General features: G+C 36.5%; 19 protein-coding genes, 1 tRNA gene, 1 rRNA gene and 1 pseudogene. 18 read left to right on the top strand and 4 right to left on the bottom strand.

The window, feature by feature from the left end:
* Nucleotides 1–123: 123 nt before the first annotated feature.
* Nucleotides 124–239 (top strand): 5S ribosomal RNA (gene rrf, locus AC25Y5_RS11075).
* 66 nt (nt 240–305) lie between these two features.
* Nucleotides 306–381: transfer RNA gene (locus AC25Y5_RS11070), tRNA-Asp, on the top strand.
* Nucleotides 382–685: 304 nt separating this feature from the next.
* Here the strand turns inward: AC25Y5_RS11070 and cobT are convergent.
* Nucleotides 686–1,747, bottom strand: coding sequence for a nicotinate-nucleotide--dimethylbenzimidazole phosphoribosyltransferase (gene cobT, locus AC25Y5_RS11065; protein WP_488140336.1), 1,062 nt, complete (start codon nt 1,745–1,747; stop codon nt 686–688).
* Nucleotides 1,748–2,633: 886 nt separating this feature from the next.
* Here cobT and AC25Y5_RS11060 point away from each other — a divergent pair.
* Entirely contained in the window at nt 2,634–3,443 is an 810-nt protein-coding gene (locus AC25Y5_RS11060) for an alpha/beta fold hydrolase (RefSeq protein WP_488140335.1), read from the top strand.
* Nucleotides 3,444–3,667: 224 nt separating this feature from the next.
* On the opposite strand, the gene AC25Y5_RS11055 is transcribed toward AC25Y5_RS11060, so the two are convergent.
* On the bottom strand, nt 3,668–5,146 hold the full coding sequence (locus tag AC25Y5_RS11055) for a catalase (RefSeq protein ID WP_488140334.1): 1,479 nt from the start codon (nt 5,144–5,146) through the stop codon (nt 3,668–3,670).
* A gap of 1,051 nt (nt 5,147–6,197) precedes the next feature.
* On the opposite strand from AC25Y5_RS11055, the gene AC25Y5_RS11050 reads away from it, so the two are divergent.
* Entirely contained in the window at nt 6,198–6,668 is a 471-nt protein-coding gene (locus tag AC25Y5_RS11050; RefSeq protein WP_488140333.1) for a peptide-methionine (S)-S-oxide reductase, read from the top strand.
* Nucleotides 6,669–6,796: 128 nt separating this feature from the next.
* Nucleotides 6,797–7,513 (top strand): dihydropteridine reductase, encoded by a 717-nt coding sequence (locus AC25Y5_RS11045; RefSeq protein ID WP_488140332.1) that lies wholly within the window; start codon nt 6,797–6,799, stop codon nt 7,511–7,513.
* 489 nt (nt 7,514–8,002) lie between these two features.
* Here AC25Y5_RS11045 and AC25Y5_RS11040 read toward each other — a convergent pair whose 3' ends face one another.
* Entirely contained in the window at nt 8,003–8,290 is a 288-nt protein-coding gene (locus AC25Y5_RS11040; protein WP_488140331.1) for a phospholipase, read from the bottom strand.
* Between the two features lie 972 nt (nt 8,291–9,262).
* Nucleotides 9,263–9,976 carry a FadR/GntR family transcriptional regulator gene (locus tag AC25Y5_RS11035; RefSeq protein WP_488140330.1) on the bottom strand — a complete coding sequence of 238 codons (714 nt, stop codon included), beginning with the start codon at nt 9,974–9,976 and terminating at the stop codon, nt 9,263–9,265.
* A 174-nt stretch (nt 9,977–10,150) separates the two neighbouring features.
* Here AC25Y5_RS11035 and AC25Y5_RS11030 point away from each other — a divergent pair, with 174 nt between their 5' ends.
* From AC25Y5_RS11030 to AC25Y5_RS10970, 13 genes and pseudogenes are all read left to right on the top strand, one after another.
* On the top strand, nt 10,151–11,350 hold the full coding sequence (locus AC25Y5_RS11030; protein WP_488140329.1) for a M24 family metallopeptidase: 1,200 nt from the start codon (nt 10,151–10,153) through the stop codon (nt 11,348–11,350).
* Between the two features lie 27 nt (nt 11,351–11,377).
* A complete protein-coding gene (locus AC25Y5_RS11025) occupies nt 11,378–13,498 on the top strand; it encodes a hydantoinase/oxoprolinase family protein (protein ID WP_488140328.1) in 2,121 nt (706 codons plus the stop codon).
* Entirely contained in the window at nt 13,495–15,243 is a 1,749-nt protein-coding gene (locus AC25Y5_RS11020) for a hydantoinase B/oxoprolinase family protein (RefSeq protein WP_488140327.1), read from the top strand. Before AC25Y5_RS11025 ends, AC25Y5_RS11020 begins: the two co-directional genes overlap by 4 nt.
* A 144-nt stretch (nt 15,244–15,387) precedes the next feature.
* Nucleotides 15,388–16,821, top strand: a complete 1,434-nt coding sequence (locus AC25Y5_RS11015; protein WP_488140326.1) for a purine-cytosine permease family protein — start codon at nt 15,388–15,390, stop codon at nt 16,819–16,821.
* A gap of 960 nt (nt 16,822–17,781) precedes the next feature.
* Complete coding sequence (locus AC25Y5_RS11010) at nt 17,782–19,101, top strand: aromatic ring-hydroxylating oxygenase subunit alpha (protein WP_488140325.1); 1,320 nt, start codon at nt 17,782–17,784, stop codon at nt 19,099–19,101.
* Nucleotides 19,077–19,670, top strand: coding sequence for an aromatic-ring-hydroxylating dioxygenase subunit beta (locus tag AC25Y5_RS11005; RefSeq protein ID WP_488140324.1), 594 nt, complete (start codon nt 19,077–19,079; stop codon nt 19,668–19,670). Before AC25Y5_RS11010 ends, AC25Y5_RS11005 begins: the two co-directional genes overlap by 25 nt.
* Before the next feature lie 40 nt (nt 19,671–19,710).
* Nucleotides 19,711–19,983, top strand: coding sequence for a hypothetical protein (locus tag AC25Y5_RS11000; RefSeq protein WP_488140323.1), 273 nt, complete (start codon nt 19,711–19,713; stop codon nt 19,981–19,983).
* Between the two features lie 3 nt (nt 19,984–19,986).
* Entirely contained in the window at nt 19,987–20,751 is a 765-nt protein-coding gene (locus tag AC25Y5_RS10995; protein WP_488140322.1) for a gamma-glutamyl-gamma-aminobutyrate hydrolase family protein, read from the top strand.
* A gap of 5 nt (nt 20,752–20,756) precedes the next feature.
* Nucleotides 20,757–22,250: a glutamine synthetase family protein gene (locus tag AC25Y5_RS10990; RefSeq protein ID WP_488140321.1), complete on the top strand. Its 1,494-nt coding sequence runs from the start codon at nt 20,757–20,759 to the stop codon at nt 22,248–22,250.
* Between the two features lie 24 nt (nt 22,251–22,274).
* Entirely contained in the window at nt 22,275–22,520 is a 246-nt protein-coding gene (locus AC25Y5_RS10985) for an indolepyruvate ferredoxin oxidoreductase subunit alpha (RefSeq protein ID WP_482104621.1), read from the top strand.
* A gap of 36 nt (nt 22,521–22,556) precedes the next feature.
* Complete coding sequence (locus AC25Y5_RS10980; RefSeq protein ID WP_488140342.1) at nt 22,557–23,306, top strand: FadR/GntR family transcriptional regulator; 750 nt, start codon at nt 22,557–22,559, stop codon at nt 23,304–23,306.
* Nucleotides 23,307–23,342: 36 nt separating this feature from the next.
* A complete protein-coding gene (locus AC25Y5_RS10975) occupies nt 23,343–24,125 on the top strand; it encodes a dioxygenase family protein (protein WP_482104620.1) in 783 nt (260 codons plus the stop codon).
* 66 nt (nt 24,126–24,191) lie between these two features.
* Nucleotides 24,192–25,163 (top strand): annotated as a pseudogene (locus AC25Y5_RS10970) (NAD(P)/FAD-dependent oxidoreductase); the annotation flags it as partial.
* Between the last annotated feature and the right edge of the window lie 99 nt (nt 25,164–25,262).

Here is a 25,262-nt window from a genome sequence, read left to right as displayed (position 1 = left end):
ACGTGTGGAGCTGACGGATACTAATCGATCGAGGACTTAACCATTTTTGAAGAAGGCTTGATTACCCTGATTCATGCACACAATGTCTGTTTCATTCAGTTTTGAGCGAACAAGCTCAAAGAGTCTGGTGACGATTGCGAAGAGGTCACACCCGTTCCCATACCGAACACGGAAGTTAAGCTCTTCAGCGCCGATGGTAGTTGGGGGTTTCCCCCTGTGAGAGTAGGACGTCGCCAGTCTCACACATTTAGTTTCGACCTGAATGTATTAATAAAAATTACAACGTCGAAAAGTATTACATATTTGGTCCCGTGGTGTAGCGGTTAACATGCCTGCCTGTCACGCAGGAGATCGCCGGTTCGATCCCGGTCGGGACCGCCATTTAAATTTAAATTCAGAACCGATTACGGGATTTCATTCCGGAGTCGGTTTTTTTTTTGTTTAAAATGTTAAAATGATAATGAACCTCCCACGACTGAAGTCACGGGTTTCAGTCGTGGGAGGTTCATGAAACGTTACGAAAATGGGGGAAAGAGTAATTAATAAAATCTTCGAAATGAAAAAATAGCATATCGACAATCGACAACGCCAAGTTCTAAGAGAACTTGGCGTTGTCGATGTTTTTTTGGAACAATCATCCGCCTTTGCGGCGTGTTCTAAAGGCGATATACGAGTAAGTGGATTTTCATGTTTTTACCGTAGTTTCAAGATCTTCTTTGCCTGATATGCCCGAATTAGCGAATGTTGCCATCTCATTTATCATATTGACAGCGGACTGTAAAATCGGAAAAGCAACGGCCGCACCGGTCCCCTCGCCGAGACGCATATTCAGCTGGATAAGCGGTTCTTTTTGTAAATGTTTGGAAGCTATTGTATATCCAATTTCTGCTGATTGATGCGATAAAATCATATAATCCACTACTGTCGGAGCAATCAGTTCAGCAAGGCAAGCGGACACTGTGCAGATAAAACCATCAAGAAGAATAGGAATCCGCTTTTCTGCAGCTGCAATCATCGCTCCTGCCATTGCAGCTATTTCAAGTCCACCCACTTTCGACAGTATATCAATGGCATCTGTTGGGTTGGGCTGATGGAAGCTGATTGCATCACGAACAACCGCTATTTTCCGTTCATGTTGTTCAGTGGAAATACCCGTTCCATATCCGACAAGTGTAGCAGGGTCCACGCCTGTAATCGATGCGAGAATAGCACTGCAGGTTGTCGTGTTGCCGATACCGACTTCACCGATAATCAGGCATTTGACCCCGTTTTCAATAAATCGAATCCCCTCTTCATAACCGATGAGAACCGCTTTTTCTGCTTCTTCTCGTGTCATTGCCAATTCAGTGAGGAAGCTGCCGGTACCCTGACGAACTTTTTTATGAACAACTTGCTCTTCTGTTATATCTCCCGCTACTCCTACGTCGACGACTTTGAGCTTTGCGCCTATTTGTCTACCAAATACATTGATGGCTGCTCCGCCATTCATAATGTTTGTAACCATTTGGTTCGTCACTTCTTGAGGAAAAGCGGAAACACCTTCTTTTACAACACCATGATCGGCAGCAAATACGATAATGCCTGGTGGTGTAATTTCAAGAGTTAAATTCTCAGTCATTTCTGCAAGACTAATTGCGATTTCTTCTAGTCTGCCCAAACTTCCCAGGGGCTTTGTTAACGTTGCTATGTAAGCGGCAGCTTTTTCTCCCGCTTCTTTGTTCAAAAAAGGTATGTCTGCATTCATCATCGTTTGTCCCAACTTTCTTTTCGATTTACGTGGAAAGGGATTACGGAGCAGTATAAAAATGACTCATAACCTATTATACTGAATTATGTATTCAAAATGTTAAATGATTGCTGGCCATCTTTGTTTCCACGACTGGGAGGTTCATCGGATTGGTTCGGGTAAGGTATTTTTCTTATTTTCATTAATTTTAGGTACCTGTGCGCGGCACCATTCAGTAAATACAATTCAATTCTATAATAATACAAAGTAAATCATTGCCTATGCGGTTTTTCTTTATTTTTTGTCTAATTACTTGAATGCGTGAATTGTTCGTTTTTTCCTCTGACGCAGGTATCTCTTTTATCATTAAAAGGTCATTTCCTTATAGGTAATGGCCTTTTTTGTGTTTATTTTAATGTCAAGCTCTACAAGTTTGTTATATCTGCAAGCAGTTTTAGTCATAAATATGAAGTAATGCGCTGGTGCGAAGTCCTCGTCCGCATATACGTTAGTATTTCTGGCGAGGATGTATTACAACGGCGCAACTTGTCGGACGTTAATCGGTGGTAGCTATCGCAATTACGCAAGCGGATGAAACGGACAGAACGGGAGATAGAGACGGCAAATGCGAACTCGAATTGCCGAAGAGGAAGGACGTAAAAAAACTAATTGAATTCTAAAGGATGCATCGTTATTAATCGGCGTCGGTTTCGCATATAAGCAAAGGAGAGAACTAGTCGGGGTGTTTAAGGGCCGAGATGGCTGCGAAGGGATTACTTCGGAGTTACTATATGCGCCGCAGTTCGGCGTTGTTTAGGAAATCGGGTTGGGAAATGGCTGCTGCTGACTTCCACGGATTTTTAATTATAGTAACGTGTGTAAAAATACAAACTATGAGGTGTAGAGGATGTTAAATTATACAGATGTAGGGGAAGGTGAAGAACTCTTATTAATTCATGGATTGGGAAGTAGAAGAGAAGCATGGAATCCGCAATTGTCTTTAAGCGCTAATCACAGACTGATTATTATCGAATTAAGAGGTCATGGAGATTCAGTTGAAACGCAAAATTTAACAGTAGAGCGGTTTGCAGCGGATATTATTAGGGTGTTAAACCACTTGAAAATAGAAAAAGTGCATATATGCGGACTTTCATTAGGCGGACTCGTAGCCCAAGAAATCCACAAACGGTATAAAAGCAGAGTTAAATCACTAATATTAAGTAATACACTTTTCTATATTCCAAGCTTAGTGGGCAATCTCGCACTGAGTAGAACAAAGAAGTTATTAAGCTTAGATGGTCAAACTGAACAAATTAATGAATTGCTAAAAACTTGCTTATACGATGATAAAGATGAAATGAAGATAAGCTTAGTCAAGGATTCTTTCCTAATTAGAAAAGATACTTATTTATCATCAGCCCAATCTTCTTTTGACAGGAATTACTATTACGACTTATTCAACATAAAAGTTCCTACGACAATTATCGGCTCATGTGAGGACAAAATGACGCCAATCTATAACTCGTATTTAATGTATTATGCTATTCGGAATGCAAGATTAGTCGTATTCCAGCGCACAGGACACTTATCTAACGTAGATAAGCCAACAGAGTTTAACCAAACGGTTAGCCAGCATATCGGTAGCTATGAAAGCGAAGGAGGGCGCAATCAACTTTTTAGTATCTGCGCGAAAAACTGTTCAGTAAATACAATTTAATTCTATAATAATACAAAATAAATCAACACCTATGCGACTTTAATTCTCTATTTGTATAAATAATTAAAAACGTGACTTGTTCGTCATTGTGTCTGACACATCCTCTTTTAAGTAATCAAAAAAGTGGCTAGTCGTAACATCTGTTACGACCGCCACTCAATGTTAAAAGTATTAAGAGGGGATGCTAAACCTGTTGACTAAGCGTTTAGAATCATCTCTATTTGTTAAGCCATTGCAGCCTCGATATAGCCCCAAGGAATTTCCATTGCTTCTGCTAGTCCTTGTCCGTAAGCTGGATCTGCTTTATAGCAATGAATGATGTGACGAACTTTAATGAATTCTTCAACGCCATCCATGTTACGTGCAGTGTTTTCAAACAATACTTGTTGTTTTTCAGGAGTCATTAGATTGAATAATTTTCCTGGTTGTTCATAATAGTTATCATCATCTTCGCGGAAATCCCAAACACCAGCATCTCCTTGAAGTGCTAAATGCGGATCTTTGTATTGAGGTTGTTCTTTCCATTGTCCATAACTATTTGGCTCATAAGGTAATGTTCCACCATGGTTACCATCTACACGCATAGCACCATCTCTATGGAAAGAGTGTACCGGGCATCTTGGTGTATTGACCGGAATTTGCTGATGGTTTACACCTAAACGGTAACGTTGTGCATCTGCATATGAGAATAAACGACCTTGTAACATTTTGTCTGGAGAGAAGCTAATTCCAGGTACAACATTAGACGGTGCAAAAGCGGCTTGTTCCACTTCAGCGAAATAGTTTTCAGGGTTACGGTTAAGTTCCCATTCTCCAACTTCAATAAGCGGGAAGTCTTTTTTATACCAAACTTTTGTTAAGTCAAATGGGTTGTAAGGCATATTATTTGCTTGTTCTTCCGTCATAACCTGAATATACATTTTCCATTTAGGGAAGTCGCCTTTTTCGATATTATCGTATAGGTCACGTTGAGAACTCTCACGGTCTACTCCTACAACTTCAACTGCTTCTTGGTCAGTGAAGTTTTCAATACCTTGTTGAGAACGCATATGGAATTTTACCCAAACACGTTCGTTATTTGCATTGATCATACTGAATGTATGACTACCGAAACCGTGCATTTTACGATATGAGCTTGGTAAACCACGATCACTCATTACAATAGTTACTTGGTGAAGTGCTTCCGGTAATGATGTCCAGAAATCCCAGTTGTTATTAGCGCTACGCATACCAGTACGTGGATCACGTTTAATGGCATGATTTAAATCAGGGAATTGAAGTGGATCACGGAAGAAGAATACTGGCGTATTGTTACCAACTAAATCCCAGTTACCTTGTTCAGTGTAGAAGCGCATAGAGAATCCACGGATATCACGTTCTGCATCTGCAGCTCCACGCTCACCAGCTACCGTTGAGAAACGAACGAACATTTCTGTTTCTTTTCCGATTTCAGAGAAAAGTGTTGCGGAAGTATATTGAGAAATATCATGTGTTACAGTAAATTTCCCATAAGCACCTGATCCTTTTGCATGCATACGACGCTCAGGAATTACTTCTCTATTAAAGTTTGCTAGTTTTTCTAGTAACCAGACATCTTGTAATAATAGTGGTCCACGTGGTCCGGCCGATTGCGAGTTTTGATTATCTACTACAGGCGCGCCCGCTGCAGTTGTCAATTTGTTGTTATTTTGATTTTCTGACATTCAATTACCTCCTAGATTATAATGTTTCTTATTCAATAATAATTGTATCATAAGAATAATTATATTGATAGATTTTAGGTGAGAAGATATAACGAACTTCAGTTAAATATAATGAAAAAATATAACGATAATCGTTATAGACGTTGATGTTAATAGGTTTATATAGAAAAATCGAATCAAGTACTAACCTTACTTACCTCATTAAAGGGAAATACATTCTCATTCATAAGAGATGGAGGATTAGAACGGTCATTTCAAATTCTCAATTAGATCTCCACAAGTGAGGGACCACTTTCTCTGTTGTCCTATCTTTCACTTCTCACAATACAAACTAGTTTACATTTAATTCCCTCGCTTTCTTTTGTAATATACATAGGCTTCTTGTAATTTGTAATGGAACTAAATTATAGGTTCCTATGATTGGGACTATTCAGTAAATATAACCCAATTCAATAATAAATCATAGTAAATCAATCCAAATTTTTCATTACTATTTGATAATTACTTTAATGCGTGAATTTTGTGTCTTTACGACACAGTACCTCTTTTGAATAGTTACTAACAATTATATGGTGATTGAAATATACGAACGTACTTGGGTATACATCAAAATTTATAGAAGAGGTGTTTTTAAATTTAGATTTTTAGTTAAAAGTGTACAATTTGCAAACGTAAAGTTAATCCGTACCGACTCTATAAAGATATTTGAAAACGGGAGCTCCATTTGTTACTCGAGAGCGCGTAGGTTGACCTTGAATGTTGCTGATGAATTGAGCCAGAGATTGCGAACCAGAGGGCTATAATAAGTAGAGTAATTATTTTAGTTACAAGTGCGTGGAACTATTCAGTAAATACAAAGTGAATTAATACCTATGCAATTTTCCTTTATTTTTTGTATGATTAATTAAATGTATGAATTGTTCGTCTATGTGTCTGACAAAGTACCTCTTTTAAGTTTCTTGGGAGCGTACCGAAAGTGGAAGATGACCAGATGATCCTCCGGGAAAAGGTCTGGGGCAAGCTGGTTTTTTTAACAAGGAGGAGAGTCAATATGGAAGTCGTATATTTTGCAGGTGGATGTTTATGGGGAGTACAAGCTTTTATAAAAAATTTACCTGGCGTTATGTTTACAGAAGCCGGAAGAGCTAATGGAACAAGTCATACACTTGAGGGTGATTATGATGGGTACGCTGAATGTGTAAAAACAGGATTTGATCCGAGAGTTGTAACGATCAGGGAATTAATGGGGTATTTATTTGAAATCATTGATCCATATAGTTTGAATAAACAAGGACAGGATGTTGGAGAGAAATATAGAACAGGCGTATATAGTGAAAAGCCTGAACACTTAAAAGAGGCGAAGTCGTTTCTTAGTGAGAGAAATGATTATGACCTTATCGTTGTTGAAGTATTATCTCTTACAAACTATGTGAGAAGTGCAGAAGAACATCAAGATAGATTAGCTAGATGTCCAAATGATTATTGTCATATTCCAGAAGAAATATTAAGTAGGTATAAGTAAGGGAGCAATTCTGGACTAAGATTTGGCATCCCTAAGTAAGGTTCATTTAATTGAGAATTGTTATCACTAATTGTATACTAGATGAGTGAGAGTATCAGATAAATATAACTGAGTAAGGAGAATATATAATGCAAATATACTGGACTAAAATAAATAAGATTATTGAAGAAACGCCTGAGGTTAAAACGTACCTGCTCGACTGTCCGAAAGACTTTACATGGGAAGAAGGTTCCCACACCCACTTCGCACTGGAAGGTTTTAATGCCGGTGATAAACCAAACCGCGGCCTGATTCGTCACATGTCAATCTCCACTTTACCGCACGAAAATTCAATCGGTATCACAACACGCATCAGAGAGCAGTGCTCTGAGTTTAAAACGGTTTTAAGAAATCTTGAGGTCGGTAATGAAGTTGCAATATTTAAAACGCATTCGAATGTACCGCTTAAAAGAGAAAACAAAAATGTTTACCTACTCTCTTCAGGTGTCGGCCTGGCAACTTTCAGACCGCTTGTACTTGATTATTTCGAACGTGCTGACAACGTCAATCAAATTCATTCACTGAACATCGACTCATCAAAAGAGTTTTTATTCACTAATATTTTTGAATCCGCACCTGACAAGAAGTTCACATCACAGTTCGTCGATAACCGGAAAGACTACTATGAAGAAGTGAAGAATCTTGCTACAGACAAGAATGGACTCTTCTATGTTGTCGGCAGCGATGAATTCCTCTTGCAGAACATTAAAGTACTGCGTGAGCAGGGCATCCAGCCGGAACAAATTATGCTCGACAAGCGTGAACAGGCACTGCCTGAGTTTTTTTCAGTTGATTTGTCAATTTAAGCGAGACAATAAATTTTCTTGATCAATTACGCCTCGGCGTAATTGCGTTTAGATTTTGAATCGAGCTTGAGGCCTACAGGGGGGAAGGATTGTACTGAATCCTTCCTTGTTGCCGCAGGACGAGGATAACAAAAAAGCATTCATCTCCACCTATGGAGGTGAGAGTCTTCTGTAGCTGATGCTTCGCTTTCAGAACAAAAACATTTGCTGAATAAAGGTAAATACTAAATAGAAGTTCCATTACCGTGCGATTATTTAAGTTTAAGACCATTAGTCTAATTCCTCGTTGTTAATGGGTTTACTAGTAGGCTAACAAGATAAGTTATGGGAGAAGCTTGGACAAAAAGCGGATTATCTTCAAATGTACGAGGTTTAGGTTACAATAAACTTGCAATTGAGCAGTGAACCGTTAAAAAAGATACCTTATTCTAAATCAACTCTGAATTGATTTAGAATAAGGTATCTTTTCTATAGGGCTCTGTAATGCCACTATCTATAAAAGTAGCAATTGAATCGTTCTTGTAATTTCATATAATTATAGAGCAGACGGGCATGTCTCCCTTGTTTTGTGTATGGATCTATTTTGGAATGCAGGCGCTTAAGAAATTCTTGGTCACATTCACATGGATTTCTGCCTCTTCGATAACATTGGTCATGTGCTTTACACGCTGCATCTATATCATTTATAGGGGCATCGGGCCCATTACAACCAGGCCCACACCAGTTATAACCTGGAAAAATACAAAAACGAAATCTTTCATTACCTCTCTGACGCACATCAAAAACCTCCTTTTGGTGGCTTAACAGCTACTTAATATATATTATTCAAAGGTACAAAATAATATATAAGCAGTTACCTAGGAGTTTTGCTATTTAATTTATAAAATGATGGAGAGATATAATTTCAGGTACTTGTGCGCAGAACTATTCAGTAAAAAGTCTTGTTGATATCGCAATTACAAAGATGTTGGAGCGAGTAGATGATCTTGGAGAAGAGTTAACTAAAAAGAATGGGTCTAATTTAATCGGATGTAGGAAAATCAACATTTAGAAAATTGGGAACTCAATGAACGACTTGATCTACTTAATGACAATGGTTATTTAATACCGGAAATTCGGGACGCTCTTCACCACGTTCGCCAAATCGGCAACAAGGAGGCACATGATACCCGGTGATTCCGCTATTTTGAAGCGCTACTATCAAGGGAAGCATCTACAAAGTCGACTATATTGTAGTAACAGAAGAACTAGACATGATTCCATTCACAGTCGACGAAACCACGGGAAGCAAGGGATGGAAGTAATTGCATGAGGGCAACTTTAACATGTTCCGGGAAGAGACCATGAGCACAATCTCTTGCTGTTAATGGTTCAGTCGTCGTCGAATTTAGCAAACTTTTATGAAGAATATTCAAAACCTGCGAGATAAACAATCACTGTTCCTCAATCCGAATTTCCCATTCCTTCTTTAAATCTGCGACTATCATCGTAAAACCACTTCTATTACTTGCTAGAGAAAATTATCGCCTAAGTAAAAATGAGAAAATAGGTGTGGACTATTTGAAGCTTGCATAAATATGTGATTTTGGGGACGTCTTCTCTATGACTAGTTTGAATGCTTATAAAAAATGGAATACGTTTAGCCTATCTTTACGGCTCTAATGAACAATATAGCCATCATGGCTTGGACAGAAGACCCCATCAACAATTTGGACTTTAAATGCAGTATTAACGATATTTGAAGCCGTGTTAATTTATTGATAAAGGATATTCACGATTAAGATGTTTTGACATTAGTTTTTGTGCTTGCTGCGAGTCTTTTTTTTCAACTGCATAATAAATTCCCCATAAATCATTTAGAAGTATTTCGCGTAAATTTGGTTCTAATTTATAATTTATTAAATATGAGCTAATTGCTTTTATGACAGATAATAATGAAATTACGAGAAATTGGTTTTTAGACGCTAGAGCTAAACTTTTATGGAATATTAAATCATATAAGAAGAAATTTAAATTACTTATATCTTCTTTTTCGAGTTTTTGTATTTGTTTTTTGATGTTTACTAAATCTAGTTCGGTCCTTCTTTCTGCAGCGAGAGCAGCAATTTGAATTTCAATTATATTTCTCATTTCAATGATTTCAACCAAAGAAGTTTGATGTAATTTTAAAGATATTTCATTTTCATTAGAATTAAATGTATAAAAACTTTCTTCTGGAATGTTAGATATATAGTGTCCACCATTTTTACCAACTCTTGATTCTAAAAGTCCTTCAGCTGCAAGATTTTTCAAGGCTTCTCTTACCGTATTTCTTCCTACACTGTATATTTCACATAACTGGCTTTCGCTCGGTAGTTTTGTTCCAAGTTCTAATTCTCCAAAAAAAATTTGTTGTTTTAAATCATGTGCAATTTGATCATTAATAGAACGAATAGATTGAACTTTATTTTTAAAAAATTCCATTTTCTAAATCACTCTTCCTTTTCTAAAAAAGCATTGAATCACTTGTATACTAATATATTCTATTTTAGAACATTTCAACAAGTCTTAACAGTGATAGTATGTAATTAAATCAAGATTTGGAATATATGAAATTTTGGTTTAATGCAGATAAATTAAATTAGGAGGAGAATTTAAATGATTATTTCAGTTACTGAACAAGAAAGACAGGAAAGAATTGATAAGGTTAGAGATTTGTCTATTTCATCCGGTTACGTAGCTATGGTATTTGCAGCAGATTCATATTTAGGTAAAAAAGGTTCATTAAAATATTTATTTGATAACTTATTAATCCACCGATATGGATATGGGGTTGTATTTAATGAAAGCGTTTACCAAATACTACCGTCCGGTTTGCATTATTGTACAGATCGTCGTGTACCAGATACATTATATCCGGCAGATCATGAAGTTTTAGAACTGGTACGCAAGTTTAAAGAAAACAATATTACTGAAGGCAAGGTAGGTGTAGTTGGATTAAATAATACGGTCAAAATTGAGGATTATAATTATTTGAGAGAAAGTTTACCGAATATTGAATGGGTAGATGCTTCAATTGATTTTGATCGAGTTCGCGCAATAAAAAGTGAAAGTGAATTAGTAGGTATTCGTGAAACAAATCGTATTATTGAAGCTGGTTTCCAGGCAATTGTAGATAATATAAAAGTAGGTATGACAGAGGAAGAGGCTGTTGCTTTTGCTTATAAAAAAGTACATGAGTTAGGAGCAAAAGATTCGTTATTTCTTTGTTTATCGAGTGAAAATGAGGGAGAAGTAGAGCCGTACTTTTTAGCTCCGCGACCTAGAAAGATTAATGATGGAGATTATTTGATTATTTCATTAGAAATTACAGGGCCGACTGGCCATTGGGTTGAGTATTCTCGAATGTTTTGTTTCGGAAAAAGAAATCAAGAAATGGATAAATTAGCTGCTTCTGTAGGGGAAGGTCTTGAATTTATTGAGCAATATATGAAACCAGGAGTACATGTAGGTAATGTGCAAAAAGAAATCGAGAAAATTGCAGCAAAATATGGTTATCAATGCGGGCATCTCTCAGGGCATGGTATAGGGATGGATGTAATTGAACGACCACTTGTAGCTAATAAAGTAGAAACTAACTTTGTTGGTGTTGAAGTACCAAGTGAAAATGATGAAGATTTAATGACATTAAAAGAAGGAATGGTTATTAGCGTGCATCCTCAAAATATTCATGATAATAAAGTTCAATCAGCATATATGTCAGATGTTTTTATTATTACAAAGACAGGTACTGAACGACTTTCTAATACAAATCATGATGTGATTTTTGTGAAAACTAAGGAATTATCTGAAGTATAATTTCAAAAATGAAAGGGGTGTGTGAAGATGGGATATCGTATTGGAATTGATGTTGGTGGTACTTTTACCGATTTTTTATTAATCAATAGTATTGGAAATTCAAAAATTTATAAGACTCTCACGACACCTGCAAATCCTACAATTGGTTTATTTAATGGAATACAGAATATGGCAGATGACGTAGATTTAAGTGTTTACGATTTCCTACAAGAAGTTGACATTATTGTTCACGGTACTACAGTAGGAACAAATGCAGCCTTGACATATAGAGGAGCTAATACAGGTCTAATTACAACAGAAGGATTTCGAGATATTTTAGAAATGCGTCGTGGGGTTCGGCCGGATGCTTACAATAACCGATATCAAAATCCCAAACCGTATGTCGAACGTAAGAATCGTTTAACACTCAAGGAACGCATTGATTATTCTGGTAAGGTAGTACAGGATTTAGTATTAGATCAAGTTGAAGAAATCGTAGATAAGTTCAAAAAAGAAGACATTAAATCTATCGCTGTTTCATTTATGCATTCATACGCAAATAAACAACACGAAAAAGAAGTTGGAGAGTATATTCGGAAAAATCATCCGGAATTTTATCTGACATTATCAAGTGAACTTGTACCTCGTGCAAACTTATATGAACGAACAAGTACTACAGTTTTAAATTCATTTGTTGGACCGATTATTGAAAATTATTTTGGTCTTTTGATTAACAGACTAGAGGAAGAGGCTTTTAAAGGTGTGCTCTTAATAATGCAATCTAATGGAGGAGTTTCTACACCACAAGAGATTATTCAGAAAGCAGCTAATACATTACTTTCTGGACCGGCTTCAGCACCGATTGCAGCAAGTTGGTATTTAAAACCACATAATATGTTAGATGCAATTACGATGGATATGGGCGGTACAAGCTTCGATGTTTCAATTTTAAAGGATGGAAATCCACTGGTACGTACAGAAGGTGAAATTGCAGGATGGCCAATTAATTTACCAATAGTAGATATTTACACTATTGGATCTGGTGGAGGTTCGATTGCTTGGGTAGATGAGGGAGGATTATTACATGTAGGCCCTCAAAGTGCAGGCGCTAATCCTGGCCCAGCTTGTTATGGTTTTGGTGGTGAATTACCAACTGTTACAGATGCAAACTTAATTTTAGGATATTTAAATCCAGAGTTTTTCCTAGGCGGACAAATGAAATTAGATAAGGATAAAGCATATCAAGCAATTAAAGAAAATATAGCTGATAAATTAAATTTAACAGTAGAACAAGCATCAAAAGGGATTATCGACATGATTAATGTGAATATGTCGAATGGTATTCGGGAAGCGACAATTAACCAGGGATATGATCCACGCGAATTCCCTTTAATAAGTGCAGGAGGAGCTGGACCATTGCACGCAGTTGAAATTGCTAAGGAACTTGAATGTGAATTAGTAATTGTGCCAAGGGAGTCTTCTATTTTCTGTGCTGCCGGAATGCTAATGTCAGATATCCGTCATGATTTTGTTAAATCCCAGAGAGCTTTAACATCTACAATTACTGTAGCTGAAATTAAAGACATTTTTACCGATTTAAAACAAGAAGGTATAAAGGTATTGATTGCTGAGAAAGTAAAAGAAGAAGAACTAGAATTCCAATACCACTTTGACATGATGTATGCAGACCAATATTATCAAGTACCCATACGATTTAGAGAAAGTGAAGTGGATAATTTATCAATTGAAGAAATCGAGAAAAGATTCCATCAAGTACACGATCAGTTATTTGGATATAACACAGACACAATGCCTGTAGAGATCGTTAATTTTAATGTGACTGCAATAGGAAAGACGTTGAAGCCAATGATGAATACAAAACCTTATCATAGTAGTTTCGCAGATCATAGTTTAAAAGGGAGTAGAGATATCTATTTAAATAATTCTAAGGGATTTCAAAGTGTAAATGTGTACGATGGGGATCAATTAAATCATGGCAATACATTTACAGGACCTGCTTTAATTGAGCAAGTTGTTTCTACAATTGTTGTCCCAGAAGAATTTAATTGTATAGTAGATAAAAATGATAATTTTATTCTTTATAAGAAGGATTTAGCTGAAAATCAAGTTAGGCTTTTTGTAACTTTAGAACAGGAGGGAGTTCTATGACAAAGACAGTGGATCCTATTCTAGCTTCTGTAATTCAAAGAAGATTATATTCAATAACGCAAGATATGGCTAATGTTCTTAAGCGTACATCACGTTCACCAGTATTTAATGAAGCTGGGGACTTTGTAACAGGATTATTCGATAATAAGTGTCGAATGGTTGAACAAAGTGCTAACATTCCTATTATTGGTTTTGGTGCGCAGCCAGCACTTCCGAATATCATGAAAGAATTCGAGGGTAATATTTTCCCAGGCGATATTATAGTGCACAATGATGTATTTGAAGGCGGTAACCAAACACATGACGTAGGAATTTATAAGCCTATTTTTTGGGAAGGTGAACTTGTAGGATGGGCAGTAAGTAAGGGCCATTTATCTGATATAGGTGGAGCCACACTAGGTGGATATAATCCGAATCATACAGAGGTATGGCAAGAAGCCATTCGAATTCCTGGTTTAAAAGTTGTAGAAAGAGGCAAGGTTATTCGCGATGTATGGAAGATGTTATTTGCGAATGTACGCTTAGCTATCGTGGAAGAAGATGTGAAGGCCATGATAGGTGCATGTAACATTGGTGAACGTGAATTTTTAAAAACCATTGAAAAATATAGTCTTGAAAAATTTAGAAATCATTTAGAATATGTATTTAATGCTACTGAAAAAAAGGTCAAAGAAATTATCTCTACTTGGAAAGAAGGAGAGTATTTCGGTGAAAGTTATATGGTTTCAGACGGTCAAGATAAAACGAAAAAGTACAAAGTACAAGTCAAATTAACTATTAAAGATAAAAAAGTTCATATGGATTTCACAGGAACTGCAAAACAAGCTCCTGGATTCACAAATATGCCACAAGCATCTGCAAAAGCTGCTTGTTCCATAGCGTATTTGATGTTAATTAATCCAGGTAGTAACATTGCCCAAAATGAAGGGTTATTTAGATCATTAGAATGCTATTTCCCTAAAGGGTCAATTGTTAATCCTAATTTCCCGGCGGCAACCCTATTTGGAAATCAAATGGCAGATGTATTGTTGGATGCAATAATGAAGGCATTTAAGGATGCTGTGCCGGAGAATGTAACAGCATCTTGGTCTAATTCTGTGTTTCCTACTTTTACAGGTTATGATTCAAGAAAAGAAACATCATACTTTACAATTGGATTTTTATCAAAAGGTGGACAAGGTGCACTAAAAGATACGGATGGATTTGATGGAATTGGATTTGCTGGATGTGCGGGAAGTATGATTTCGCAAGACCCAGAAATGTTCGAAATTAAGGATCCTGTATTTTTAGAGGCGTATGAGTACTCCGTTGATTCTGCGGGCTCCGGTGAATTCCGTGGTGGCTATGGTACCTACTTAAAACTTCGGATTGAGGGAGAAAATAATACAGTCGGACTAATTGGTGATGGTATGGAATCGGAAGGTGCTGAAAAACCTCAAGGATTGAAAGGTGGACTAGAAGGTACACTGAATGTAGCAACATTGTACTTTTCAGATGGGGAAACTGTTGATTTAGGAGGAAAGGATATGCTGTTTGGTATTTCTAAGGGTACTATCCTAGAACAATTTTGTGGTGGTGGTGGTGGTTATGGCAACCCACTAGATCGACCAGTTTCAAAAATATTAAAGGAAGTTGAATCAGGTCTCCTATCAATTGAAAAAGCATCGCGAGATTATAAATTAGTAATTAGCGAAAAAGATTATTCGTTAAATGAAGAAGCTACGATAGCTTTACGAGCTCAGTGAAAATTAAGTCTCTAACAAAATATGTTAGAGGCTTAATTTTTATAGTTAGATAAATCATCTATTGAACCGTGTTATTTTTTGTATACTTTTATATATTCTATTCCATAAAAAATAGTATTTATTGATAGAAAGGGAGAATATGAAATGGAAAGTAGACAAAACGATAATAAGATGGAAGACTTTGCACTTGAGCGTGTGCCCGATAATCAAAGAAAAAGTTGGAGAGATATAGCGTCGATTCAAATTGGAATTGTAACAAGTATTGCAGTTTTAATGTATGGTGGTTTAGTAACATTTATGGCTGGTTTTTGGATGGGAATGCTCTCAGCTTTTATTGCTTTTATTGTGAGTTCTATTTTTATGTATGGGATGGGTTACATCTCCTATAAAGAAGGATATTCAGGGAATGTAATTTCACGTGCTTATGCCTTTGGTACAAAAGGATCCGCATTATCATCTTTAGTATGGGGATTCCTAATTATCGGTATATTTGCATTGGAAAATGTATTAATTGTAAATTCAGCGGTGTTTTATTTTAATATAGAACAAACATTTTTAGTGAAAGTAATAATGTTTGGAGGCTTATCGTTATTATGGGTTGTACTTTCCATTTTTGGAGCGCAAATTATAGCTCGAATAGCGCAAATTATGGTTCCATTATTATTTTTGGTTTTAATTTATTTGGCATATAGTTTATTAGGTAATGGTGATTTTGGCTCAATATTTACTACTGAACCACAGATTCCAGGTGTATCAAAGTGGGATGGATTTGCCGTAGCTATTAATACAACTATTACACTAGCGGGACTAATAGCTATCGCTGTTACAGATTTTACCCGTTTTGCTAAATCAGGCAAGGATATTGCTAAAATTTCTTTAGTGTCAAGTTTTGCAATGTATGGTGTTACATTGTTTTTTGGAGCAATAATCACAGGGTTTGGATATATTTTAACGACAGAGTATTTTGTAAACACTGGATTAGATGAACAAAGTGCATTAATGGCAGCGGTTACAAACCCTGGAGTAACACTTGTATTAGGGGGAGGAATTCTTGGTTTATTAGCAGTATTCTTTTCTCAATCTAAAGTACAGGTTGGTAATTCTTATATAGGTGCACTGGCCTTAGTTAACTTTTCCGATGTATTATTTAATTGGCGTCCAGGAAGAGTAGTTATGGTAATAGCTGCAAATATTTTATCACTATTGTTTGTTTTTGGTGACATCTTACATTATATTGAGGAATTTATAACACTTGGAAGTGTGCTACTATGTTCGTGGGTAGTAATTGTATTGACAGATTATTATTTTGTTCGTAGAGTAATCTATAAATCTACAAGTAATATTCAATCACTTGAACAAATTCCGAATTACAATTGGCAAGGTATTGTAGCCTTTATTGCAAGTGCATCTATCAGTATGGTAGTTAACTATATGGGCTGGTTTCCTATTCCGTTTATAATAGCTGTAATTTTAGCTTCTGGAATTTATATAGTGGCTGCATTGATCAAAAAACCGAGTACTATTATTTTAGATGTACCTGAGGAACAGAAGGAGAAACTAATTTCAAGTGAAGCATAATTTAATTTGTATTATAATGAATTAATCTCAGGAAATTGTGCGCGGAACCATTCAGGTTATTCACTAGTGCGACACGTTTCACTATAAGTGCCTTCGGCATCAAATGTGAGATTTCTTGAACAAAAGAAACATAACTATTTAACTGGAATCTGAAATGCAAGCTTCATATTGGGCTGAAGCGAATATTCTGATACTCCTACGTGGGTTAAAAGTTATAGTTTTTAATCGTACGAAGCCTGGTGGAGTTAGCTGAATATCACCTAAGTTATAACTACTGAAATCATATTGTTATAGATAGGGCGATACGCTATAAAATATCAATGGTGAGAATGGACAACTGAAAAAGCCTTTGGTTAATACGCTGAACTAGGAATTACCAAGACAACGCACTTCGGTGCTTCGTGAGTGACTACGGAGATAAGACTGTCAGGAAGAAAACCACTGACGGTCTTATCGCTTTGGCTATCACTAGGAAAGCGCATGCGCTGGTTTTCCTTAGGTAGATTTATAGGACTTCTATTTCATCAGTGTATATTGATAACAGAACATCGAGCCTTTCCTCAATAATATAGAGGAAAGGCTCGATGTTTTTGTTCTATAATAAGAATACTAATTCTAGGGAGCGTCTCAATGATTTCAAATCAAGAATTTAAACCTCAGCTCACATATAGTGAATTACGATATGGATGTACCAAAAGATAATTAGCTCCGTTAAATCACATCAAGACTGCCATCGGAAACACGACAAATCCATCATTTAAAGAGTTTGTTTTTATTAAAGACAAAACAGATTAAATTGTTCTAATATTATACAATTCAAAGTCTGAATTATATGTTAATATTAATTTACAACCTAATAATGTTTCATTTGCGAATAGGAGGTTGTATTAAAAAGGTATTCTTTATGAATATGAAGATGTTATTAAATCAATAATAATTTTTTAGGAGGCTAAATATTTCATGGTAAAACATAACTGGGAGCATTTAATTCAAGAGGATCGTGTTCATCGTTCGGTTTATACGGATCCCGAAATATACGGTATGGAAATGACAAAAATTTATGGTGATACATGGGTTTATTTAGCTCATGAAAGTGAAATTCCTAAAATCAATGATTTCAAAACGACTTATTTAGGTCAACGTCCAATAATAGTAACTCGTGATAATAATGGAGTAATTCGGGCATTGTTAAACCGTTGCACTCATCGAGGTGCGACAATTTGCCGGCTTGAAAAAGGGAATGTTAGAAATTTTGTTTGCCCATATCATGGTTGGAACTTCTCTAATGAAGGGAAGTTGAATGGTGTTCCATGGGGGAAGGCGTACGGTGATGATTTTGAGAGAAGTGATTTAAACTTAGCTCAGGTTGCAAGGGTTGAGTCTTATCGAGGTTTTATCTTTGGAACTATGAACGAAGTAGATGCGCCGAGCCTAGAAGAGCATTTAGGAAATGCACGCCCATTACTGGATCAATGGCTTGATCGTTATGAAGGAAATCTAGTAGTTGAAAATAGTTCACATCGTCTGACGCTAGATGGAAATTGGAAATTTGTTTTCGATAATGCAGCAGACGGTTATCATGTATCATTTTCACACCGTTCGTTATTGGCGTTGGGGGAACGTTATGATGCAGATCAAGATAAAGATATGACCTACTTTGGAAAAAATCCCGATGCTTCTTCTATGTATGTACAATATTTAGGAAATGGACATGTCTTTCTAGATCAGAGGCCTATGTATGAAAAAATTGGCGATGCGTGGGAGCAACAGCGTCCACAGCCTGGTCGTGAAGCTTATGAAGCAATAATTAAAGAAAAATATAAAGACGATGCGGAACAATACCTAGATTGGGCTGTAGGTGCACAAATGAATTTATCCATTTTCCCGAATTTGCTGATTATAGGTAATCAAATTCAAGTTATTGAACCAATTTCAGTTGATAAAACTAGATTAACATGGTATGCAACAACGATTGACAATTTACCAGATGAAGTAAATACTTTGCGAATGCGTTCTCAGGAAGATTTCCCTGCTTTTGGAGAACCAGATGATGTAGCCAATTTTGCGGAATGTCAACGTGGCTTAAGTATTCCCGAAGTAGAATGGGTTATGTTTAATCGAGGATTCGGTGTACCGGATAGACAAAGCATTGATGAATTCGGTGTTATTACTGCACCTGTAACAGATGAAGCGCCTATGAGAGGCTATTTCCAGGAATGGAAGCGCTTACTGAGTAGAGAGGAGAGTGTGGAAAAATGTCTAGAACTTCAGACGAAGTAAATACATCAGTAGTGTCACATTATATAGATAATGACTTTTATGAAAATTTACTAGCGGAATTAAAAATATTCGATGACAATTTTTTAACTGCAACTCCCGAACAAAAAGCACAAGCGGAACAAGTTCTATTTCAAGAAGCACGTTTAATAGATGAACTGCGTCTTGAAGAATGGCTAGACATGTATACAAAAAAATGTCTATATTGGGTACCAACCGTCCCAGGCGGCGGAAATCCTAGAAAAGAAGTATCTATCGCTTTCGATGATCGTCGGCGTTTGGAAGACAGAGTTTATCGATTGCGTACCGGCTATGCTTATTCGCAACTCCCACTATCGCGAACACGGCGTATGATTACTAATATTGAAGTTGTGGAAGGGAGTTGCCAAGACGAATTATACGTGAGAGCCAACTTTATTCTATCTGAGTTCCGTGCCGGTAAGTTAGAAAGTTTTTCAGGATGGATAGCATATAAACTAGTTAGAGAAAATATAGATTGGAAAATTGGGATGAAGATGGTCAATTTGATAGACTCTGACCAACATCATGATAATTTGACGTTTATCTTATAGAGAATGATCTTTAACTATACTAGATTTAGGAGGTATAGGCATGGGTGAATTAGAAAAAGCTCTTCTCATTAAAGTGGAGCATCTTGAAAGAAAAGTAGAGCGGCAAGAAAAGCTCATTGAAAAGTATAAATTCTTTGCGAAGAGTGTACAGGAGGCTGAAGTCTGGGAATATGGAATTTATGATGAAATACCAGACGATACTTGGATTGCATTAGATCATGAAGATTACATGGAAATTATGAAAGCGTTATCAGATGTTGATAAATTACAACCGTGGAAATCAACACTCGAAAGACGATTGGGGAGAGTGTAAACAGTGAAGCCATTAGTAGGTATTGTTGGTACAATTTACGACTTAAAAACGCCCTTTATGCAGGAGATGGTTAATGTAGTTGCTCAGAATATTGGGAGTGACAGCAAGGAACGTGTTTTGTACAATGCAGAGAACTTTATAGCTTATTTTCAAGAAATGGGTTGTCATGCTTGTTTGATTTCTCCGAATGAAGATCCTGCAATACTCAGAAAGATAGATATCCTTGTAATCCCCGGGGGACCTGATGTAAATCCGGCACTTTATGGGCAGGAACCTCATAGAACAACAGAGTATCAGAAAGAAGGTCATCGGGATTCTTTCGAACAGCAAATGATTAAAGATGCAATTGAAATGGAGAAACCAATTTTTGCACTCTGTCGAGGATTACAAATACTAAATGTTGCATTAGGAGGAACACTACATCAGCATTTACCAGAGTGGTCTGATGAAGTAAGTCATAGAACGGCTGAAGGTCCAGCTGAATATACGCATTCTGTTACACTGGCAGGTTGGCTAGTCGATATTTATGGAAATGAAACTCGTGTTAATTCTTGGCATCATCAAGGTATTGATAAATTGGCACCCTCTTTACAGCCTTTAGCATGGTCTTCAGATGGGTTAGTTGAAGCGGTCGAATCGAAATCAAACTCATCACAAATTCTTGCAGTTCAATGGCATCCTGAAATTTTACAAGATGAAGAAAGTAAAATGCTACTTACTCGGTTTCTTGAGCGTGTGAAAACTAAAATTAATGTGGGGGGTATCTAATAATAATGGTGAAAGTAGATTTCAGTTTCGTTGGTATGCATGGTTTAAGAAGTAGTGAAGAAGAGGAAATGATTGAACGAATTAAGGCAACCATTTTAGAACGAGATATACGAAAAATCCGTGTTGCTTGGGCGGATCAGCATGGGATCTCTAGAGCGAAATCATTGACTGTACCTGCTTTCCTCGGAGTACTTGAAAGTGGACTTGAGTTTAATACAGGGCCATTATTTTTTGACACAGGAAGTGCTATCGTATTTAATCCTTTTGAAGAAGGTGGAGGATTAAATTTAGAGGAAATGACAGGATGTCCAAACTATCGTCTAGTTCCAGATCCCTCTACTTTTAGAGTTTTACCGTGGGCACCTCATACAGCTTGGATTTTATCGGATGCATTTTTAAAAGACGGTAGACCGCTACCTTTCGATAGTAGAGGAATCTTAAAACAAGCCATAAAAGATTTAAATAATGCGGGGTACGACTTTGTTGCAGGTATTGAAGTAGAGTGGAATTTATTAAAGATTATAGATAATAAAATGGAACCTGAAAACATGGGGGCACCAGGAATATCACCGGAGGCTCCCCAAGTATTGTCTTCAGCACGTGGTTACCAATATCATTTGGAATCGAATCTTGATGAAGTAGATGGTATTTTGCAGGCAATCGCAGATGCACTTTCTGAATTGCAATTACCACTTAGTACAATGGAAGATGAGTGGGGTCCGAGTCAACTGGAGTTTACTTTTGCACCTTTACCAGGATTAGATGCAGCAGATACAATGTTACTCTTTAAAAATACAGTGAAGCAAATATGTAAAAGGCACGGATATATTGGTTCGTTTATGTGTCGCCCGAAGTTTCAAAGTTTCGTTTCAAGTGGTTGGCATTTGCATCAATCCATTAAATCTTTGAAAACAGGAAAAAATATACTGAAAAATGAGCATAATGATGAAATTTCTGATATTGGCCGATATTTCATCGGAGGAATTTTAAAGCATGCCAAAGCGGCAACTGTGTTCACTACACCGACCATTAACGGATATAAGCGACTTAACCCTAACTCACTCGCTCCGGATCGAGCAGGTTGGGGAGATGATAATCGTGGGACAATGCTAAGAGTAATAAGCGCCCCTGGAGAGAAAAATATCCGTTTTGAAAATCGTGTTGGAGAACCTGCGGCAAATCCATATTTATATTTAGCTTCTCAAATTTATGCTGGGCTTGATGGCATTAAAAATAAGATTGAACCAGGTAATCCTAGTATTGAAGCGTACAATGATAATAGAGAAAAGTTACCATCTAGTTTGAAAGCGGCCGTAGAAGAACTTAAAAATAGTTCATTATATCGAGAGAAATTGGGAGATCACTATGTGGATTATATTTCAAAAATAAAAGAAAGCGAAATTGCCCGTTACGAAGCTTTTGTTGATGAGAATAATATTGAGAATCATGAGAAGGTCGTGACGGAGTGGGAACAAAGGGAGTATTTTAGCTTGTTTTAATCCATTATTGAGGAGTGGAGTTATTTGGCTTATGTTATTACATCTCCTTGCCTTGGAGAGAAATCGGCGGATTGTGTAGAAGTATGTCCAGTGGATTGTATAACGGAAGGAGAAGATATGTTTTTTATCAATCCTGATGTTTGTATAGATTGTGGCGCGTGTGCTGCAGTTTGTCCCGTGGATGCGATTTATATAGAAGATGAACTTCCGGAGAATCAGAAAAAATATCTTCAATTAAATCAGTTTTTTTTCAGTAAAGAAAAGATTTGATTTTTACAGGGTCTTTCAGTCAATCGTTTTTTTCAACTGATAGGAGGTTTTATTATTAAATCTCATGGTACTGACTTTTTAGATAATTATATAACCTACAGTGTTACTGAGCAAATTGCTAATCATATTAAGCAAGAAATTGTTTATGGAGATTTAAAAGAAGGCCAAAAACTTCCAAGTGAAACTGTTATGGCATCGAAACTTCATGTAAGTAGGAACACAATTAGAGAGGCACTCAATTTACTATCAAGTGAAAATTTAATAGAAACAAAATCGGGAAGAAGTGGCGGTCATTACGTCACTTCCATCACTGAAAATGCAATCAAAAAGAGTTTTGGAGAATCTTTTAATGTGACTTTATCTTTAGGAGAAATGACAATAGCAGATGTAATTGAACAGCGTAGAATTATTGAAGTTAGGGCAGCATATTTAGCAGCATTGCGGAGGACGGACAGTGACTTATTAAGACTTAAGGAAAGTATTAATCTGGTAAGTAGTGAAGAAATGACGGATTTGGTGTTCTGTAAAAACAATTATTTGTTTAATCAAAACATTGCCGTGGCAACCAAGAATAAGCTAATACAAGTAGCATTCAAGACTCTGTCTCACACTATTTTCCCTGTATTTAAGCACATCACTGTTCCAACTCCATTACGCCAAACATTGAATAATGAATTAGAAGAAATTTATATAGCTGTCTATGAGAAAAATCCCAGAAAAGCTGCTAAAAAAATGAGTAGACATCTTATTCATTTTGAAGAGTTTTTCAAGAATGTAGAAAAATGAATAATTTAATCTAGAAAATCAAGGGAGGAATTTATAATGCAACAACAACTAACTAAAAAAAATGAGCGAGTAGAAGAGGTCTTTAATTTATTTATCAATCATATTCAAGGTTTTTTGAAAGAAGCAAAGTTAAATCATGAAGAGTATACAAATTTTGTCAACTGGGCGGATCGATTAGGACGTGCAGGTGAACTCCCACTTTTTGCTGATGTTTTTCTAGAAACGCACGTTTTAAGAGCCATGTATACTGATAAGCCTGGGACGCAACCATCCCTCCTAGGACCATATTTTGTTGAAGGATCGCCTCTAATTGAGAGTCAACAGGGATATCCTTTGGTATTGACACAACGTCCAGATGAAAAAGGCGAAGTGTTAATTTTTAAAGGAAATATTAGTAGTGTAGACGGTCAAAAACTCGCAAATACAAGAGTTGAAATGTGGCAAAATGATGCATCAGGTAAATATTCTGCATTTGATTCAGATGCGCCAAAGTATAATTTTCGCGGTCATTTCTTTACAGATGAAAATGGTGATTTTATTGTAAAGTCAATTGTACCTCTACCATATTCAATTCCAACAGAAGGTCCAACAGGCGAATTTTTGGAATATACAGATCAACACCCAATGCGACCAGCACATCTTCACTTCTTTTTTGAAAAAGAAGGACATGAAACATTAATTACGCAAGTTTTCTTTGAAGGTGATGAGTATTTAGAGTCAGACGTGGCAGACGGTGTACGTCTAGATTTAATGACCATTCTAGAAGACAAAGATACACATAAGGAAGCTTCATTAAATTTTGTCATGCGAACAAAATAAGTCTGTTGGATATTCGCAGTTTGGATTGGAGTGAAGTGATTTTTTGAAAATGAAGAGGTATTTGATATAACTATTATTGGCGGTGGACCAGTAGGGTTATTTACAGCTTTTTATGCCGGTCTACGACAAGCTTCGGTGAAAATCATTGAAAGCTTACCACAACTTGGTGGACAGCTGGCGGCTCTGTATCCTGAAAAACACATTTACGATGTTGCAGGTTTCTCTAAAATAACAGGACTTGAATTGGTAGATCGTTTAAAAGCTCAGATGTCACAGTTCAGTCCAGAAGTTACATTAAACGAAGTTGTATTAATAGTGGAAAAAGATACGGACAGTAAAGTATTTAAAATAGTTACAAATAAAGCTATCCATTATTCAAAGACAATTATTATTACTGCCGGGAATGGTGCCTTTAAACCTAGAAAGCTGGAACTAGAATCAGCTGAGAAATTTGATGGTGAAAATTTACATTATTTTATAGCTGACATGAAAAAGTTTCAAGGTGAAAAAGTACAGATATTCGGAGGTGGTGACTCGGCAGTTGATTGGGCGCTTATGCTTGAACCGATTGCGCAAGAAGTAACAATCGTTCATAGACGTGATAAGTTTCGTGCGCATGAGCATAGTGTGGGTCTGTTACAAAATTCTAAGGTGAATGTAATGACACCATATGTACCCTTAGAATTGATTGGTGAAAAAACAATTAAACAAGTCGTTATTGAACAAGTTAATGGTGGCGAAAAGAAAACTATTCAAGTTGATGATGTCATCGTCAATTATGGATTTGTATCATCCCTAGGATCAATAAAAGACTGGGGATTAGAGATTGAGAAAAACAGTATTGTTGTCAATTCTAGAATGGAAACGAATTTAGAAGGAATTTATGCCGCTGGTGATATTTGCACATACGAAGGGAAAGTTAGATTAATTGCTAGTGGATTTGGCGAAGCACCGACAGCTGTAAGCAATGCAAAAGTTTATTTAGATCCTAGTGCAAAAATACAAGCAGCCCATAGCACTACCACTATGGGGGAAAAAGTGAAAATGAAATCAGTTATTAGTACTTGGAAAGATTCCATTCTCGGTAGCAGCTTAATAAATTTTAGCTACCTATGTGTAAAGGTATTCAGAATATGA

This window comes from Sporosarcina sp. Y1011, assembly GCF_057669885.1.
The sequence above is the reverse complement of the archived record's forward strand: the minus strand, read 5'-3'. Positions and strand labels throughout refer to the sequence as shown.